General features: G+C 58.8%; 19 protein-coding genes. 3 read left to right on the top strand and 16 right to left on the bottom strand.

Features of this window, described 5'->3' with window-relative positions:
* The first annotated feature begins 533 nt into the window (after positions 1 to 533).
* Together HB376_RS04100 and HB376_RS04095 are read left to right on the top strand one after the other, a co-directional pair.
* Positions 534 to 833 (top strand): hypothetical protein, encoded by a 300-nt coding sequence (locus HB376_RS04100; RefSeq protein ID WP_213762140.1) that lies wholly within the window; start codon positions 534 to 536, stop codon positions 831 to 833.
* Between the two features lie 124 nt (positions 834 to 957).
* The gene (locus HB376_RS04095) at positions 958 to 1761 is read left to right on the top strand and encodes a glycosyltransferase family A protein (protein WP_213762139.1); all 804 of its coding nucleotides are present in this window, start codon (positions 958 to 960) and stop codon (positions 1759 to 1761) included.
* A gap of 88 nt (positions 1762 to 1849) precedes the next feature.
* Here the strand turns inward: HB376_RS04095 and HB376_RS04090 are convergent, their stop codons facing one another.
* From HB376_RS04090 to HB376_RS04050, 9 genes are all read right to left on the bottom strand, one after another.
* Positions 1850 to 2539: an FCD domain-containing protein gene (locus HB376_RS04090; protein ID WP_213762288.1), complete on the bottom strand. Its 690-nt coding sequence runs from the start codon at positions 2537 to 2539 to the stop codon at positions 1850 to 1852.
* Positions 2540 to 2647: 108 nt separating this feature from the next.
* Positions 2648 to 3730 carry an ATP-binding cassette domain-containing protein gene (locus HB376_RS04085; protein ID WP_213762138.1) on the bottom strand — a complete coding sequence of 361 codons (1083 nt, stop codon included), beginning with the start codon at positions 3728 to 3730 and terminating at the stop codon, positions 2648 to 2650.
* Positions 3727 to 4524: an ABC transporter permease gene (locus HB376_RS04080; RefSeq protein ID WP_213762137.1), complete on the bottom strand. Its 798-nt coding sequence runs from the start codon at positions 4522 to 4524 to the stop codon at positions 3727 to 3729. Before HB376_RS04080 ends, HB376_RS04085 begins: the two co-directional genes overlap by 4 nt.
* 1 nt (position 4525) lies before the next feature.
* Positions 4526 to 5410 carry an ABC transporter permease gene (locus HB376_RS04075; protein WP_213762136.1) on the bottom strand — a complete coding sequence of 295 codons (885 nt, stop codon included), beginning with the start codon at positions 5408 to 5410 and terminating at the stop codon, positions 4526 to 4528.
* Positions 5411 to 5456: 46 nt separating this feature from the next.
* Positions 5457 to 6494: an ABC transporter substrate-binding protein gene (locus tag HB376_RS04070; RefSeq protein ID WP_213762135.1), complete on the bottom strand. Its 1038-nt coding sequence runs from the start codon at positions 6492 to 6494 to the stop codon at positions 5457 to 5459.
* Positions 6495 to 6555: 61 nt separating this feature from the next.
* Positions 6556 to 6870: an NIPSNAP family protein gene (locus HB376_RS04065; RefSeq protein WP_213762134.1), complete on the bottom strand. Its 315-nt coding sequence runs from the start codon at positions 6868 to 6870 to the stop codon at positions 6556 to 6558.
* A gap of 22 nt (positions 6871 to 6892) precedes the next feature.
* Complete coding sequence (locus HB376_RS04060; RefSeq protein WP_213762133.1) at positions 6893 to 8374, bottom strand: aldehyde dehydrogenase; 1482 nt, start codon at positions 8372 to 8374, stop codon at positions 6893 to 6895.
* 15 nt (positions 8375 to 8389) lie between these two features.
* A complete protein-coding gene (locus HB376_RS04055; RefSeq protein ID WP_213762132.1) occupies positions 8390 to 9433 on the bottom strand; it encodes an LLM class flavin-dependent oxidoreductase in 1044 nt (347 codons plus the stop codon).
* Between the two features lie 274 nt (positions 9434 to 9707).
* Positions 9708 to 10247, bottom strand: coding sequence for a TetR/AcrR family transcriptional regulator (locus HB376_RS04050; protein WP_346730432.1), 540 nt, complete (start codon positions 10245 to 10247; stop codon positions 9708 to 9710).
* Positions 10248 to 10440: 193 nt separating this feature from the next.
* On the opposite strand from HB376_RS04050, the gene HB376_RS04045 reads away from it, so the two are divergent.
* Positions 10441 to 11235, top strand: coding sequence for an inositol monophosphatase (locus HB376_RS04045; protein ID WP_213762130.1), 795 nt, complete (start codon positions 10441 to 10443; stop codon positions 11233 to 11235).
* A 111-nt stretch (positions 11236 to 11346) separates the two neighbouring features.
* On the opposite strand, the gene HB376_RS04040 is transcribed toward HB376_RS04045, so the two are convergent.
* The 7 genes from HB376_RS04040 to HB376_RS04010 form a co-directional block, all read right to left on the bottom strand.
* A complete protein-coding gene (locus tag HB376_RS04040; RefSeq protein WP_218627171.1) occupies positions 11347 to 12084 on the bottom strand; it encodes a Fic family protein in 738 nt (245 codons plus the stop codon).
* A 369-nt stretch (positions 12085 to 12453) separates the two neighbouring features.
* A complete protein-coding gene (locus HB376_RS04035) occupies positions 12454 to 12891 on the bottom strand; it encodes a DUF29 domain-containing protein (RefSeq protein WP_213762128.1) in 438 nt (145 codons plus the stop codon).
* A gap of 53 nt (positions 12892 to 12944) precedes the next feature.
* On the bottom strand, positions 12945 to 13175 hold the full coding sequence (locus HB376_RS04030) for a hypothetical protein (RefSeq protein WP_213762127.1): 231 nt from the start codon (positions 13173 to 13175) through the stop codon (positions 12945 to 12947).
* A gap of 123 nt (positions 13176 to 13298) precedes the next feature.
* Positions 13299 to 14135, bottom strand: a complete 837-nt coding sequence (locus tag HB376_RS04025) for an MBL fold metallo-hydrolase (RefSeq protein WP_213762126.1) — start codon at positions 14133 to 14135, stop codon at positions 13299 to 13301.
* Positions 14136 to 14181: 46 nt separating this feature from the next.
* Positions 14182 to 14955 (bottom strand): SDR family oxidoreductase, encoded by a 774-nt coding sequence (locus HB376_RS04020; protein WP_213762125.1) that lies wholly within the window; start codon positions 14953 to 14955, stop codon positions 14182 to 14184.
* A gap of 10 nt (positions 14956 to 14965) precedes the next feature.
* The gene (locus tag HB376_RS04015; protein ID WP_213762124.1) at positions 14966 to 15937 is read right to left on the bottom strand and encodes a shikimate dehydrogenase; all 972 of its coding nucleotides are present in this window, start codon (positions 15935 to 15937) and stop codon (positions 14966 to 14968) included.
* Positions 15934 to 16584: a glucose-6-phosphate isomerase gene (locus tag HB376_RS04010; protein ID WP_213762123.1), complete on the bottom strand. Its 651-nt coding sequence runs from the start codon at positions 16582 to 16584 to the stop codon at positions 15934 to 15936. Before HB376_RS04010 ends, HB376_RS04015 begins: the two co-directional genes overlap by 4 nt.
* Between the last annotated feature and the right edge of the window lie 159 nt (positions 16585 to 16743).

Here is a 16743-nt window from a genome sequence, read left to right as displayed (position 1 = left end):
GGCGGAACCCGTTGAGTTCTATGGGCGTGATTCCTCGAAACGGTATCACGATGCTCAAGTGCTCCCTTCCCGTCAGCGTGGGATGCACGTACCACCTACGGTCTGGAAATAGACGTTCCTCTGGGCGGTGTTTCAGCAGCCCATTAGGATTTGTCTCATCAATATTAAGAATATGCCGATATACCGATGAGCATAAAAAAAATACACTTATCCCTGTCGATTTTGTTCCACTTTTGGTTCCGCTTACCGCTGCAAAGGATTCCCTCGGAGTATGCCTGGATCACGCATTTAAAATGCGGCTCGAAATCCTGTCGCTGTGCGGACTCATAATGCATGGAAGACCCTATTGGTCAGGCGTAGCGCGAACTGTGTCACAGAGCCTTGGTCAAGATTGATCGCCTTTCGACGGATTTTTATTCTGCAAGATAACGAATAAAATTCAATCAACATAAATTCTTTGCCTTGGACAAGCTTTGTCAGGCTAAACGAGATGAGGTATTAAATTGGACAATTTGAGTACAGCAAATAGATTCATGGGTAGTTTTTTTGTCGGCACCGTGGTCACAGCCGGCGTCCTGCTGATGCTTGACTATGCAAGCACCTACTGGCCGCTTCTCGCGACCCTTAATGCATTCGAACAGGTGCTGGCAGCGGGAGTCATCTCTATTATTCTTTTGAATGCGAGGCCATTGGCGTTAAAGACAATCTGGGCCCACCGACGTGACGAATTCCTGCTCGATGAAGATTTAAATACAATCATTCGCGGCAGGACGTTCGGTGTCCCTGCTGGAGTCATTATTGCGATCCTGATAAAACTCTGCATTTTATCTTGAAGTTTTATGGCAAGGAATCATCATCTGCACGTTCTGTAAAACTCCACAACCTGTCATATCATTAATGGCATGAAATGTAGTCTCACAGTTTTTCAGCTATCGTTTTATCAGGAATCTTTTAAAGATGAGTGAACAGGTCGCTGTCCCTACCCTCGCAACCATTATTCCTTGCCACAACAACGCCGATACTCTGGAACGCGCGATTTATTCCGCACTTAACCAGCCTGAACTGGACGAACTGGTAATCGTGGTCGACGGAGCTAGCGACAATAGCCTGCTGGTCGCGCAGAAGTTCGCGCAAAGCGATCCACGCGTGCGCGCTATCGGTCTTGCCACTTGTGGTGGGCCCTCGCTGGCGCGTAATTTAGGCGCTGCGGCGGCGACTACTGACATCCTGTGCTTTCTCGATGCCGACGATGAACACTTGCCCGGCTATTACGCCTTTGCAAAGGCAAACCTTGCGGCCAATCCGCAATGGGCTGGCCTGAAATCAGGCATACAGATTGTCGATTTACCGGATGATTTGTCGTGCGAGGATAGCGATCCTCGTTATATGGCTGCGGTGTTTTCCGCACCGTGGAATCTTGCGATGCGCAGGCCGCTATTCTGGCTCGCCGGCGGATTCCCTCAGGGCGAAGCCTTTCGCGGCAAGCTAGGTAGTGAGGATACGGTGTTCAACACTGCATTTCGCGAATGCTTCGACGTTTGGTTCACGCCTCAAAAATTTTGTCGTCACTACAACCGGCCGGGTTCACATCTCGAAGTGTTTCTGCGTCGCGCCCGCGTGGTGGACGGGCAGATTCATTTTAATGAATTCCTGCCCGAGGAACTTGATGGCTCGCTACGTGATGCTACCGTCCGGCACGTCGCACAAGCCGTTGCCAATCAGTCAATGCCCTCTCTTAAAACAGCCGCGAATGCAGCTTGAGCGTCCTCGCGAGATGAAGGCTATGTAGTGTGCCTCGCAGTTGACGTCCTTGTGACGGTTGTTGTCGCTCTTGAACCGCCTTTACATATCAATCAATCACGCTGGCTTCAGCCGCCCTCTCGGCAAGCATGGCCATCACAATGCCGGCTGTGCGCCTCACATGTTCGAGCGATGCCGCAGCGGCGGCATCGCCATCTTTCTTGGCGATAGCAGCCAGCAGCTTGTTCATCTCGCGATTCGAGTCCGCACCCCTTCCCGGCGAAGCAATGGTCACGGATCGCAACTGGTTGATGCGCGCGTTCAAGGACTTGACCACCTGATGCATCATCAGCTTCTGACCGCCGGTGAACATGGCTTCGTAGAAACGCTCCGTGTAGGTCAGCACGCGCTTGAAGTCGGACTGGTCGAAGGCCTCTTCAATCTCCTTGCGAATTTCGCGTAGCTGCTTCACCAGCGCCGGGGTTGCATGCTCCGCACAAGCGCGCGCCGCCTCGGACTCGAGCAACGCACGAATTTCATAGATCTCCTGAACCTGCTCCGGGTCGAGCCGCGCGACAATCGGCCCGGAATGCGCGACGGTCTCGACCAGGCCCTCTGTCTCGAGGTGGCGCAGCACTTCGCGCACCACGGTCCGGCTGACGCCCAGTTGATCGCATAGCGTGCGCTCGATCAGGCGGTCGCCGGGATGATAGATGCCCTGTGAAATTGCATCGCGCAACTTCGCGAGCGTCAGCTCGCGCAACGTCGGTGCACTTCGGTCGACACGCATTTGATCGATCATGGTTTTGTTGTCTCCGGTCAGATATCCGGAATCCCTGGTTTTTGGAATCCCATAGTATTGCACACACGTGCCGTATTCTCGTCGGCCTCGCAGGGCACGCGTTCATCAGGCGGCGAACACCCGGGCGCTCTCGTTCTCCCATTCAAGCCACGCTCGCGCACCGACCGCCAGGCTCGGCTCGCGGGAACTGATGGACGTCCGTACCGCGATCTCCTGTTCCCAGGGCGTAGCGACCGCGTAGTGCATGGTATCGCCGAGATACGTGACATCGCGAACGACCACCTGCAAGCCGCCGCTCGAAGTCTCCGACGGCTGCGCGCGAATCCGGATCTGTTCGGGACGAAGCATCAGCGCACCGTTGTCGCCATCGTTTAGCGCATGATCGAACCCGCCGACCGATACCGGCTTGCCGTTCGGAAACACCGCCTGCGACGAGCCGTTTCCGCCGGCGAGCGTAACCGGCAGGAAATTAGAGTTGCCGATAAAACTCGCGACAAAGCGCGACGCCGGCTTCGCATAAAGCTCCTCGCCGCTGCCCACCTGCTCGATGCGCCCTTTGTTGAACACAGCGATGCGGTCAGACAGGCGCAGCGCCTCTTCCTGGTCGTGGGTCACATACAGGATCGTCACGCCGGTCTGCTGGTGGATGCGCCGGAGTTCGGTCTGCAGTTCCTCGCGCAGCTTCTTGTCGAGCGCGGAAAGCGGTTCGTCCATCAGGAGGACCGGCGGATCGTAGGCGAGCGCGCGGGCAATCGCCACGCGCTGCTGCATCCCGCCCGATAGCTGGTCCGGCATGCGGTCGCGGCAATCGCCGAGGTGCACGAGCTTGAGCATCTGCTCGATCTTCGACTTCACCTGGGCATCGGGCAAACGCCGCACGCGCAACGGAAACGCGACGTTCTCTCCAACCGTGAGATGCGGGAACAGCGTGTAGCGCTGAAACACCATGCCGATGTTGCGCTTGTTCGGCGCGACCGACAGCAGCGACTTGCCGTCGAGCAGCACGCGTCCTTCGGTGGGCGACTGAAAGCCCGCGACGATGTACAACGTCGTGCTCTTGCCCGAGCCCGACGGTCCGAGGAAGGTCATGAACTCGCCCTTCTTGATATCGAGCGAAACATGGTCGATAGCGACCACCTGGTCGTAGGTTTTACGAAGCCGTTGAATCTGCAAAAACGGTGCGCTCACGATTTACCTCTCTTGAGAACAAGCCCCAGCAACATCAGGATGACAGTCAGGCCGACCAGCAGCGACGACGCCGCCGCAATCACAGGCGTCAGGTCCTGCCGCAACGTGCTCCAGATGCGCACGGGCAGCGTCTGCAAGGTCGGGCTCGCCATGAAGATCGACACCACGACCTCGTCCCAGGACGCCAGGAACGAGAAGATGGCAGCGGCGAACAGGCCGAGTCGAATGGCGGGCAGCGTGACGCGCCACTTCACCTCGAACGGACTTGCACCGCAGATCAGCGCGGCGTCTTCGAGCGCGGTATCGAAACTCTCCAGCGAATTGCTGATGGCGATGATCGAAAACGGTAATGCAATTATCAGGTGGCCGATCACGAATCCGACGAGCGTTCCTGTCAGCCCGATGCGCAGGAAAAAGGCGTACAACGCAACGGCGAGCACGACCACGGGCAGTACCATCGGTGTCAGGAAAAACGCTTTCAGCAGCGCACGTCCCCGGAAGCTGCCACGCGTCAATGCGAGCGAAGCAAAAAGGCCGAGCACGACCGACAACACCATCACGACCACGCCCAGTTCGACACTGGTGATCAGCGAGTCGAGCCAGCCCGGATCAGAAAACAGCATGCTGTACCAGCGCCACGTCCAGTCGGGCGGCGGAAACATCAGCCACTGCGAATCGCCGAACGACAACGCAACAATGAACAGCACCGGCAGCAGCAGGAACAACGACACGGCTGCGCCCACACCCAGCAGTGCCCAGCGCAACGGTCCAAGACGATCGAAATCGAGCAGCATGTCAGTGGACTCCGGAAGCACCCGGCGCGCGGCCGGAAAAGCGCAGTTGCACCGCATAGAGCGACAACGTCACGAGCAGCAGGACGAAGGCGGCGGCGCCCGCGAGCCCCCAGTTCAGCAATTGCTGCACGAGTTGCGCGATCAGTTCGGCTAGCATCATGTACTCCGGACCACCAAGCAACGCAGGCGTCACGAAGTACCCGAGCGCCATGACGAACACCATCAGTGCACCGCTCGCAATGCCGGGCATGGCAAGGGGCACCAGCACGCGCCAGAATGCCTGCCAACGGCTCGCGCCGCAGATAGCAGCCGCACGCAGCGTGGTGGGATCGATGGCGCGCAGGGTCGCGTGCAGCGGCATCACGAGGAACGGCAACATGATGTAGGTCATGCCGATCGTGACGCCGGTCAAATTGTTGACCAGCGTCAGCGGTTCATGAATCACGCCCAGCCACATCAGCAAGCGGTTGATCGGACCTGTCTGCTGCAGCAGCACCATCCAGGCGAAGGTGCGTGCGAGCAGGTTGGTCCACATCGACAGCAACAAGATTGCGAACACCAGCTTGCTGATCCAGCGCGGTGCGATGGCAAGCAGCCATGCAGTGGGAAAGCCGATCACGAGCGTGACCGCCGTCACTACCGAGGCCACGAAGAAGGTGTTGCCGAAGACCCGCAGGTAAGTAGTCGAGCCGAATAACTGTGCATAGTTCTGCAAGCCGGGCGATGGGTCCAGCACGCTCCTCAGCAGCAGTGACAGCACCGGCAACAGGAAGAACACGATCAGCAACAGCAGGGCCGGCAACACCAGCCGCGCCCTCCTGAAACCGGCGCTCACCTTCGGCAGGATCACCGCAGGCTCCGCGACAGTGCTCAATGCGTTCGACATGACAACTCCTTCAAGATGATCGGCCGCCATTGCTTTTATTTCGGCTTTATTTCGATTGCCACGCATACCAGCGCTTGGCGATTTCATCGCGATGATCGGCCCAGTACTTCATGTCGAGGTTGATCTGCGTCGCCTTGTACTGGTCCGGCTGCGTCTTCGCGACATCGGCGGGCAGCAGCGCAGCCGACTTCAGGTTGACCGGCGCGTAGCCGGTTTCAGCCGCAAAATTCGCCTGCGCCTGCGCACTGGTCGCGGTGGCGAGGAACTTCATCGCTTCGTCCTTGTGCTTCGCACCCTTCGGCACCACCAGCATGTCGGCAGCGGTCAGGTTCTGGTTCCACGACACACCCACATCCACGCCGGTTTGCTGCAATGCATGCAAGCGGCCGTTCCAGAATACGCCGAGCGGCGCCTCGCCCGATGCCATCAACTGCTGCGACTGCGCGCCGCCGCTCCACCAGACGATTTGGCTCTTGATCGTGTCGAGCTTCTTGAACGCACGGTCGAGGTCGAGCGGATACAGCTTGTCGGGCGCGACGCCGTCGGCAAGCAACGCGACTTCCAGCACGCCCGGCGCGGACCATTTGTAGAACGTGCGTTTGCCGGGGAAGCGCTTGGTGTCGAAGAGATCGGCATAGTTAGCAGGACCGCCGTTCTTGAACGAAGCCTTGTTGTACCCGAGCACGAACGAATAATAGAAACTCCCGACCGCACCCGGTGACATGAAACGCGGATCGAGCTGGCTCTTGTTCACCACCGAATAATCGATCGGCTCGACCAGCCCGTCGCGCAATGCGGCATACGCAAAATCACCTTCCACGTCGACCACGTCCCACTGTACGTTACCGCTGTCGACCATGGCCTTGAGCTTGCCGTAGTCGGTCGGCCCGTCCATCAGCACCTGGATTCCCGATGCCTGGGTGAAGGGCGCCGCCCACTCCTTCTGTTGAGCCGATTGCGTCGTGCCGCCCCAACTGGCGAACACGATCGGCGCGGCGGCCGCGAACACGGGCGCGGTAACCGAAACGGCAGCGGTGACGATCAATGCGCGCACCAGGGCGTGCAAATGTAAAGGTTGCTGCATGACGACTGCTCCTTGAAAGGAAACGGCTGGCTTCGAGAGGATTAACCTTCAACGGCTGGTTTTACTTGAGCGGCGAAAATGCAGCGGGCTTCATGATCTTGCTTTCCATCGTTTCCAGCAGCGCCTGAATCTTCGGTGCGAAGGTCTGCCACGCGGGGTCTTCCGCCAACCGCTGACGGCGAGCTTCGCGGTCATCGAGGCTTGTATAAGCCCATATGTGGACGATCTGGTTGAGCGGCCCGATCTCGGAGAAGAAGTAGCCCACGAGTTCTCCCAGATGCTGCTTCTGTAAAACGATGCCCTCTTCCTCAACCAGTTTCAGGTACGCGGGAACCGCGCCGGTGCGGATCTTGTAAGTGCGAATTTCGTAGTACATGGCGGCTCGTTCTTGTATGTCTTTAACGCATGATGAAGGGATCGGCGATCGGCTCGTCCGAGGTACGGATCCATACGGATTTGGTGCGGGTGTAGTCGAGCACGGCGTCGAGTCCGCCTTCGCGTCCGAGACCGCTCAACTGGTAACCGCCGAACGGGACGATCGGTGAAACCGCGCGATAGGTATTCACCCATACGATGCCGGCGCGAAGCCTGCGAATCAGCCGATGTGCGCGCGTCAGGTCACGCGTGAATACGCCTGAAGCGAGGCCGTATCGCGTGTCGTTTGCGAGCGTAATTGCTTGTTCTTCGGTATCGAAACTCATCACGCTGAGCACGGGACCGAAGAGTTCCTGCGCGACGCTTGGCACATCTGACGCAGCGCATTCGACAATGGTTGGCTCGAAGAAAAACCCTTCACCCATGCCCTCGGGACGATGGCCGCCGGTCAACAGCGTCGCGCCCGCGGCGAGGCTTGCCGCCAGCACCGACTCAATATGATCGCGTTGTTTGGCTGTAGCCAGCGGGCCCATTTCCGTATCTACGTTTTGCGGATCGCCTATCTTGATTGCCCGCGCTTTCTCGACCAGTTTCGCCAGCAGCCGGTCACGAATGCCGCGCTGCACGAGTAGCCGCGAACCCGCGACGCAACTCTGACCGGTCGCGGCGAAAATCCCGGCGATGACCGCGTTGCTGACGCTTTCCACGTCGGCGTCGTCGAAGACCAGTACCGGCGATTTACCGCCCAGTTCAAGCGATGTCGCCGCCAGGTTCTCCGCCGAGTTCCGCACGATATGGCGAGCCGTTTCGGGACCGCCGGTGAACGCGATTTTCGCGACGAGCGGATGAGTGGTGAGCGCATGACCGCAATCGGCGCCAAAACCCGTCAGGATGTTCACCACGCCTGCCGGAAAGCCTGCTTCATGGATCAGCCGCGCAAACGCGAGCAACGGTGCCGGACCCTCTTCCGATGCCTTGATAACGATCGTGCAACCTGCGGCAAGCGCCGGTCCTATCTTCACCGCCGACAAAAACAGTTGCGAGTTCCAAGGCACGATTCCGGCCACGACACCCACCGGCTCGCGTCGCAGAAACACTTCCATGTCCGGCTTGTCGACGGGAAGATAGGCCCCTTGGATCTTGTCCGCGACGCCCGCGTAATAGCGGTAATACTCGGCGACATAACCAATCTGGCTACGCGTCTCGCGGATGATCTTGCCGGTGTCGGCCGTCTCCAGTTCAGCCAGCTCCTGCGCGTTGGCCGCAACCAGATCGGCAAGCCGGTACAGCAGCTTGCCGCGCTGGCTTGCATTCAGGTTGGCCCACTCGGCCGAGAACAGCGCGCGATCGGCCGCTCTGACTGCCCGGTCGACATCCGCCGCGCTGGCCGCGGGCATGTTCGCCCAAACCTCGCCGGTTGCCGGATTGATACTGTCGAAGGTCTGCGAGGCGTCGCTGAATTCGCCATCGATGTAATGCTGGAACTTCTGCAACTTCTGCAACATGTCATCTGCTCCGGTTTAACGGGCGTCGAACGCGGGCATCACGCCGGAAATAAACAACTCCAGCGAACGGCGTTTGCGCTCGAAGCTCATGTTGCTGTCGAGCCAGAAGCTGTACTGATCGAAGCCGAGTTCTTCATATTGTTTCAACCGGCCGATGACATCGGCGGGCTGGCCGATCACCAGGTTCTTGCGAATCTGCTCCGGGGTGTACTGCGGGAACGACGCGATGTCGGCTTCTGTCAGCGGCTCAATGAAGCCCTGCTCCACCGGCCGCTCGTTCTTGAACCACTTGCTGAAATAACAATAGAAGCGGCTCAGGTCCGCCACGGCGGCATCGACTTCCGCAGCATCCGCGCCCACGAAGGTGTGCATCAGCATCATGATCTGTGGACGCGGCACGTCGGGGTTCGCCATGCACGCCGCGTTGAAACGGTCCATCAGGTTCACCACTTCGCCGTCACCCGCCGCCAGCGACGTGACCTGCACATGGCAGCCGTTCCTCACCGCGAACTCATGCGAATTCGGATCGCGCGCGGCGAGCCACATCGGCGGATTGGGCTGCTGGACCGGGCGCGGCACCGGCGTGGTCGAAGGCCACGACCAGAACTCGCCCTGATGCGCGTAGTCGCCCTTGAACAGGTTCCGCAGTGCCGGCACGAGTTCACGCATCCGTGCGCCCGCGCCGAACGCGTCGAGGCCCGGTAGCAAGCGTTCGTATTCGAAGGAGTACGCACCGCGCGCAATGCCGAGGTCGAGGCGCCCGTTGCTCGCGACGTCAACCATGCCGGCTTCGCCCGCAAGGCGGATCGGATGCCAGAACGGTGCGATCACCGTGCCGGTGCCGAGACGAATGCGTTCGGTGCGCGCAGCAAGGTATGAAAGGTTGATGAAGGGGTTCGGCGCGATCGTGAATTCCATCGCGTGGTGCTCGCCGACCCACGCAGTTTCGAAGCCGCCCTGTTCCGCGATCTGGACAAGTTCGGTGAGTTCGTCGAAGAGTTGCCGATGCGAGGTATGCGCGTCGTAACGCTCCATATGCAGAAACAGCGAGAATTTCATTATCGACCTATGTGCCAAGGAAACCGTCCGTCTTGCTGCGGGCGCGATGAACCCTGGCGTCCCGCTTCGTGTCGACCGCTTGAACGTTGCGGCTGGTATTACGGTATTCCATCGAATGTCGCAAATCAAGCGTTTCAATATTATGGTATTCCATAATATTAGATGCACATATGGATGGGGTTAGGGAGGAGGAGAAAGGCGCGGGTGAGCCCGTGCTGGAACGAACCGGAAGAAGTGAAGCGCTGAATAAGCTGAGGGATAGCGAACCGCTGGCTTACAGCCGCTCCACATAACCGAAGACCGCCCGGATCACCCGGCGTTCCAGTTCGCCGATGTCCGTTTCGCCGCGCTCTCCTGCGGAATCGGTCAGCCCGCGGGTGATCGCCAGGATGTCGTAGGCCAGGACGGAAACGTCCTCGGGCACACGCTCCGGGCGCTTCTTCAGCACCTCGGCAATGGCTGCATGAATGGCGCTTCCGACACGCACGGCATGCGCTGGAAACGGCAATCGGGCCTCCTCGAAATCGAGTAGCCGTGCGAGTTTCGGACGTGTGAGTTGATGCTCGGTCGCCGCGCGAATCATTGACCTTAGCGCGTCTGCCCAGTCGTCCATGCGAGCCGCTTTCACTACGGCGTCGAGCAAGACAGCAGACTCCTGCTCGATCAACGCGATGGTGATCGCGTCCTTACCCGGGTAGTACTGGTAAAGCGAGCCGATACTCACGCCTGCTCGCTCGGCAATTGCATTGGTCGTGTAACCCTCAAAGCCTTGCTGCTCCAGAATGTGAGCCGCCGCTTCGAGAATAATGCCCACGGTCCGGCTCGAACGTGGCTGAGCCGGTTGTTTCCTGGGGTTGAGGCGGGTAGCGGAGCGTGGTGGCGTCATGTCCGGAATGCGAGTAGCCGATGTGAGCTTGTGCTCGTATTATCTATCAAACATATCGACAAATGTGCTGATCGATTCCTTTCCGGGTTGAAAGCCTGCCCCTGACCACCGCCCTTATTTCATGACAATTAGCGATCCTTATCTTTTATCCGCCTTGATCCGTGGCATCACCGATCAGTTGGCCGCATCGGCCGTGCCGCCCAAGCCGGACGAGACAGTCAATCAGCTCATACAACGCGTCACTCAAGCAAGCACATGGGCCAAAACGGTGATGCAAACGGCGCTCAGCCAACATTATCCGGACATTGGATGGTCCGGTTCGGAGGCGCAGCCGGATAGCCCTGATGAAGCTGCTGCGAGACCGTATTGGGTCTATGACCCGATTGACGGCGCGTATCACTACATTCAGGGATTGCCGCTATGGTCCAGTTCGCTGGCTTTGATCAGCGAGGGCCGCACGGTCTTTTCAATCGTCTACGAACCATCGCTGCATGAGCTTTTCGTCGCGACAGAATTCGGCGGTGCGGCACTTAACGGTGCGCTCTTGCGGGTATCGGGAAAGTCGGATTTACGCACGGCGGTTGTTGCTACCGCGTTGCCTCCCTTCGGATACGGCGACGAGGACGAACACCGTCGATCGGTTGCGTTACTTGGCGCAATGTCCCGGCGCGTGTTTGTCGTGCGGCAGATGGCTTCGGCGTCGCTGCAGTTGGCTTATGTGGCTGCGGGACGGCTGGATGCCTATTGGGAAACCGGCAACGATTTATACGACTGGGTCGCGGGTGCGTTGCTGGTCCGGGAAGCTGGAGGTCAGGTCACTGACCTTGCCGGTGCGCCGCTAGGCTCGAATGCGAATGGCATTGCAGCGGCGCCGGCAGGGCTTGCGGTTGCGTTGCTTGAGGGGCTTGCGGATTGAGACCGTCGGGCGGTTAAGGTTGGTGGTCGCCAGCGCCCCGGATTCGACCGGAAATCAATTTGTCGGAACAGGTCCGCGATCCGCGGCTCGTTATCGCCGGTGTTCGTTACGTTACGCTTTACGCAACCCCAAAACGTCGAGATACGTGTCGAGCGAACGCTGCACCGAGTTCGCTACCAGTTGCGTAATGCCGCTGAAATCGCCATTCGCGCACGCCTCATCTAGCGAATCGTAGTAGTCCAACCTGTCCTCTTTCCGGATGATTGCGGGGGGATAGCCGGCCTTCATCAACTCGAAGTTGAGAAGCAGGCGCCCGGTCCGGCCATTTCCGTCGACGAACGGGTGGATCTTGACGAATCGCGTGTGCAGTTCGGACGCACGTTCGACCACGTGCATTTGCCCTGCTTTTTCGTGCCACTCGATCAGCGACTTCATTTCCTGCGGAAGATGGAGAAAATCGGGCGGTGTCGTGCTCGCACCAGCGATCACCACGTTCTCCTGCCGATAGCGGCCAGCGCCCTTGTCGTCGATAGTCTTCAGCACGAGGCTATGAATATTCCGTATCTGCCACTCCGTGAGCACCTCGTTCTTCCCGACGATCTCCTCCACAAAAAGGATCGCGTCGCGGTGGTTCGTGGCCTCGAAGTGTTCGCGCAGCGACTTGCCTCCAACCGTGATGCCCTCAAGCACCACCTTCGTCTCACGAAGCGTGAGCGTGTTTCCCTCGATCGCATTCGAGTGATACGTCCATTCCAGCATCAGTTTTTCGCGTAACGACGCGAGCGTGTGAGCGGGCAGCGGACGCGCTGCGTCCAGCTTGGCCTTATCGGCATCGATTGCTTGCAGCAGTGGCTGCCGTTGGGGGGTCGTCACGTTCTTGCGCCTTGCCTTTGTATAACGGATAACACATGAGGCGATTAACCCACGCCACCATTGCTGCCCTGTGTTTTCCAGCACGTCAAATGTGCCTTGACAGTTACCAGTCACGAGGCAGTTGTCGATATAGCCGTCAAGCGCTACAGGGCGTGTTGAACAGTACGGGCTGAACCCGAGATATCCTCACCGACTCCGGCCACCGTATTGCAGCCTGTCAACGAAAGCAACGTAACGACGAGCGATAACATCGTCACACAACGTCCAAATGTGTTCACCGCCACCCTCCAAATTTTCGGCTACCGGCCGTCATGCGGGGCGCAGCTCGCGCCATGGTCTTTTCCGCTATTCAGCGTAAAACTCTGACGACAATACCTCATCGACTTGCCACGGGAACGCCTCGGGGAACGCGTCGAGGTCCAGGCCAGTTTCGTTACTCGCTATGCTCCGTGCTTTGGACCAAACAATGTCGAGCCACGCCTCGTCGCCGAACTTGCCGCGCAAACTCGGCGCTTCACTCAGCACGTAGGCCACCTCTTTGCGCTGCGTACGAATCGTGAACTGCCAGCTCTTGCTACGCCGTCCCGGCTGGTGTTGCCACTTCAGAAGATGAGCCAGCAGCACCGGCATGCGGCTCGCCAGTTCGCGTTGCTCGCTTTTGCCCACGTCCTCAATCTCCTCTGCAATGTGCTCAACGTCGATAGCGGTTAGCTTGCCCGCGCGTAACAGCCCTGCTTGCTCGTTGGCCCACGCCACCACGTCTTGTTCGTATCTCGTTCCCATGATTGTTCCATATCGAGACAATGAGTAGATTATTGATGCACTTGTGCACCACGTCAACGCCCTTTCACGACCTTTAAGATAGTTTTTCGAGCATGATCAAGAACGTTGTCGGGGCATACCCGGCGCCGCGCGCTATCTGGTGCCGCGAGATACGCTTTCCATGTCGATAGCGCAATGGGGAATGCTTGTCCCTTATTAAGGGCCGCAAGCGCGTCAGCCTGTGTAATACCAGCCTGCTCAATAAGCGCGCGCAGTGCAATGCCGTTATCAAGAACCTCGTTCATAGCTCTTACAGATGGTGTACAAGTGCACCTAGAATATCATGGGCAGCCGGACCCGGAAATGGCAGGTTCCAGCCGTTTTCTTTAGCTATTCACGGATTGTGAGGTTCCGGGCTATTCGGCACGCTAGCGCAAACGCCAGCCATACCCCTCTTGCGCACGAAACATCTCGAACCCCTTGGCCTTCTCAGTCGCGATCCGCTGATCAACCACATCAGCCGATATCGTGTTGAAATCGAACAAGCCATAGTGATGCGCGATCATCGCTTGAGCGCCGCCGTTGCGCGCCAACGCCACCGCTTCATCAAGCGTGAAATTGCCCGGCACGCCATTTCCGCTACGCTGCGCATCGCGTCCGTTGACCGGCAGCAACGCGACATGCGGGGCATACGCAGCGACCGCTTCCTCAAGACCCGGGTAGGGAATGCAATCGCCCGAATGATACAAACGAATGCCCCCGGTATCTATCACATAACCGAGCCACGGATAATTCCCGTTCGCGTCCCGGTCCAGCGTCTCATGCGCAGACGCTATGGGCGTGACAAAACACCCATCAAGAATCTCCGCCCGGTCGCCCGCATTCACCGCAATCAACCGGTCGATGCCAACTCCGCATCGCTTGACCGCTTCATCGACCACCGCAGCGGGCACGACGAAACGAGCTTGCGGAAATCTCCGCGCCAGCGGCTGCAACGTCCCCGGGTCCATGTGATCCGTATGCCGGTGCGTGCACAGCACGATATCCAGCCTGTCCAGTTCATCGGGCAGAATGGGCGCCGCCATCATCCTCGCGTGCGGAAATTTTGCGCCCTGGTATTTCTCCGCCAGCGAATCCGACAGGTAGGGATCGATCAACATCCTGAACCGGTCGAACTCGATCACAAAACCCGCCTGCCCCAACCAGTGCAACGTCAGTTCATCAGTTCCCGGCCCCGAGCGGGGATCAAGAAGCCGATCACGCAAGGACGTATCGAAGGTTTCAACGCGAAGGCTTGGCAACGTAGAAGAATCACCAGCAGACATAACCGCCGTCGGCGAGGACGATCGATCCGGTCATCAGGCTTGCTGCATCGCTGGCGAGGAACAGAATGACCGACGCCACTTCATCAACGCGTCCCATCCGGTTCATCGGGGTACCGCCAACCCAGTGCTGCAACTTTTCCTTGTCCTCGTAGACATAGCTATTCATCTCGGTGTCGATATACGTCGGCGCGACGGCATTCACCCGCACGCCCCGCGCGCCCCACTCCGCTGCCAGCGACTTCGTCAGATGATGAACCGCCGCCTTCGACGCGTTGTAGTTCGCCTGCTCCTGCGGCCGGTTGACGATAAACCCCGACATGGAGCCCACGTTCACAATGCTCCCTGAACCGCGCTCGAGCATGCCCTTGCCGAACGCGCGGCAGGCCCAGAACACGCCATTGAGATTGACGTCGATGACCTTGTTCCAGACCTCGTCGGCCATGGTTTCAGCCGGATGATTCGAGATCGCGATGCCCGCATTGTTGACCAGCACATCCACGCGCCCATGGCGCGCGACGACGGCGTCGTTGACACGCTGGGCAGCGGCCGGGTCGGTGACATCGAAGCGTTCGGTCTCCACACGCAAGCCCTTCGATGCCAGCGTTTCAGCAGCCTTGGCAAGCAGGTCAGCGTCCATGTCCGTGAGAACAACGAGCGCGCCGGCTTCGGCCAGCGCCTCGGTGGTAGCGAGACCGATGCCTCGCGCCGCGCCGGTGACAACAGCAATCTTGCCGGTCAGCTTGAACTTGTCGAGATACATGCATTGATCCTTAGATGGGTTTGGCGGGTGCCGGTTTGCCGGCTTGGGCCGCGATCCGGCTGATCTCGTCGAACGCGGGGCCGCGCACCGGAATCTCGACATGAAAGACTTCCGCGATCACGCGGGTCCAGCCATAGATGAAGTAGGTCCAGCCGTCCTCAATCTGCAGCGCGCGTGCGGTTTCCTGAGCCCTTGCCTGATCGAGGAAAACCAGGTTGCCGCGATAGTTCAGATCCCACACGACCGCGCGCTCCGGGAATACGGCCGCGTCGCTCAACGGCGAACCCGGTGCGTCCTTGCCCAGTCCGGTGGCGTTGATCACCAACGCACCCGGCGATAAACGCCGCAAGACAGCGTCGTTATCTTCGGCCTTCGGCGCAACGACATATTCGCATGGAACATCGAATTTCAGCTCGCGATGGATACGTTCGATTTCCTCCAGCCTGCCAGCCGACCGATTCGACACAATGACCTTCGACGGCCGATTTGCGCCACGTTCCTTTTGCATCAGATGCCAGGTCAGCGCGATGGTCGAGCCGCCCGCGCCCATCGAAAAAACTTCCGCGCCGGTGGTGGCGAAGTGATCCTTGTGGAGGAAACCATCGAGCGCAAAACCCGACGTGATCGGATCTTTAGCATGACAGATGAATTGTCCATTCTGCTTCGAGAGGCAGCTTGTTTCGCCCATGGTCCGCGCGGTGGGATCGATGAAATCGAAGAGATCCTGGCACGCAGCGTACAAATCAATCTTGTGCGTGGTGACCAATGCGCCAAGCGACAGCGGATCGTGCTTGAGGAATTCAACCGCTTCCCGGTACGCGTCGGGCGACGCATGCGGCTGGAAATCGATGCCCTTCATTTCCACGTCGCCAAGACCGAGATGTTTCGCCCACTCGGGGAACACGCGCATGATCGAACTTTGCCCGGTCGTCACGCCGATGAAATAGAACGTGGGCCGGGTGGCGGGTTGATAAATTGTCATCGCGTCGCTCCTTCCGCGGCCATGACGCCACGCGCCAGCAAAGCCTCGACTTCCTGCTCCGTGCGCGGCTTGTACTGCGGGTTGGGTACGCTGCGCCACGAGCCCGCACCGTCATCCACAATGCGCAGCTTCATGCCGTTCGACTGCTCGATGATCGCGTAGTCCTGACCCGAATCCGCCGGATAGCAGAACAGCATCACGAAGTCGTCCTGCCCAAGATTCACTGACCGGTGAATCCACCTCGGCGGCACATAACAGGCCGTGTTTGCCTTGATCTCGACCACACGCGTATCGCCCGTCGGCGACTCCATCACCATCACACCGAACCCCTTGAGGCCGAAGTACAACTCGGGCCTGTCGATAGCCGCATGAATGTGGCCGCGCGTCATGAAGAACTCGTCGCCTACCTTGCCGGGACTCATGCGGGTTACGCCCGTGATCAGGTCGCCCGGGTTGCTGTTGGGCCGGTGATCGGTGACTTCATACACCACCTCATCGCCGCGAACGGCTGCGAGCGCGTCGAACGCGGCGGGATCGGCATACAACCCGCCCAGGTCGCGCAGGAATTTCTGATAGCGCGAGTCAGTGCCGGTCATCAAGCCGGTCTGCAAGTCGACATCGAAGGAACGCGGTTCAGGCCATTGCATCGGGTCCATCTCCTTGAAATTGCAAGCCGCTTCGCCTTGATGAGCCATCAGCGTGAAATTCATCGAAGGCTAAACGTTAGTTTTAATAATGATAACTTTAACGAAATTTCAAAACATGGGGGTTTTCCCCAAAGAACAAGCTCTGCTTTTCCGTTCAAT

The organism is Caballeronia sp. dw_19 (genome assembly GCF_018449515.1).
Taxonomy (GTDB): domain Bacteria; phylum Pseudomonadota; class Gammaproteobacteria; order Burkholderiales; family Burkholderiaceae; genus Caballeronia.
Note: the sequence above shows the minus strand (reverse complement) of the source record. Positions and strands in the feature narration are given on the sequence as shown.

Coding starts and splice junctions, on each gene's coding strand:
- HB376_RS04100 (WP_213762140.1), top strand. CDS start 534: ATGGGTAGTTTTTTTGTCGGCACCGTGGTCACAGCCGGCGTCCTGCTG.
- HB376_RS04095 (WP_213762139.1), top strand. CDS start 958: ATGAGTGAACAGGTCGCTGTCCCTACCCTCGCAACCATTATTCCTTGC.
- HB376_RS04080 (WP_213762137.1), bottom strand. CDS start 4,524: ATGCTGCTCGATTTCGATCGTCTTGGACCGTTGCGCTGGGCACTGCTG.
- HB376_RS04075 (WP_213762136.1), bottom strand. CDS start 5,410: ATGTCGAACGCATTGAGCACTGTCGCGGAGCCTGCGGTGATCCTGCCG.
- HB376_RS04070 (WP_213762135.1), bottom strand. CDS start 6,494: ATGCAGCAACCTTTACATTTGCACGCCCTGGTGCGCGCATTGATCGTC.
- HB376_RS04065 (WP_213762134.1), bottom strand. CDS start 6,870: ATGTACTACGAAATTCGCACTTACAAGATCCGCACCGGCGCGGTTCCC.
- HB376_RS04060 (WP_213762133.1), bottom strand. CDS start 8,374: ATGTTGCAGAAGTTGCAGAAGTTCCAGCATTACATCGATGGCGAATTC.
- HB376_RS04055 (WP_213762132.1), bottom strand. CDS start 9,433: ATGAAATTCTCGCTGTTTCTGCATATGGAGCGTTACGACGCGCATACC.
- HB376_RS04045 (WP_213762130.1), top strand. CDS start 10,441: ATGACAATTAGCGATCCTTATCTTTTATCCGCCTTGATCCGTGGCATC.
- HB376_RS04035 (WP_213762128.1), bottom strand. CDS start 12,891: ATGGGAACGAGATACGAACAAGACGTGGTGGCGTGGGCCAACGAGCAA.
- HB376_RS04030 (WP_213762127.1), bottom strand. CDS start 13,175: ATGAACGAGGTTCTTGATAACGGCATTGCACTGCGCGCGCTTATTGAG.
- HB376_RS04020 (WP_213762125.1), bottom strand. CDS start 14,955: ATGTATCTCGACAAGTTCAAGCTGACCGGCAAGATTGCTGTTGTCACC.
- HB376_RS04015 (WP_213762124.1), bottom strand. CDS start 15,937: ATGACAATTTATCAACCCGCCACCCGGCCCACGTTCTATTTCATCGGC.
- HB376_RS04010 (WP_213762123.1), bottom strand. CDS start 16,584: ATGCAATGGCCTGAACCGCGTTCCTTCGATGTCGACTTGCAGACCGGC.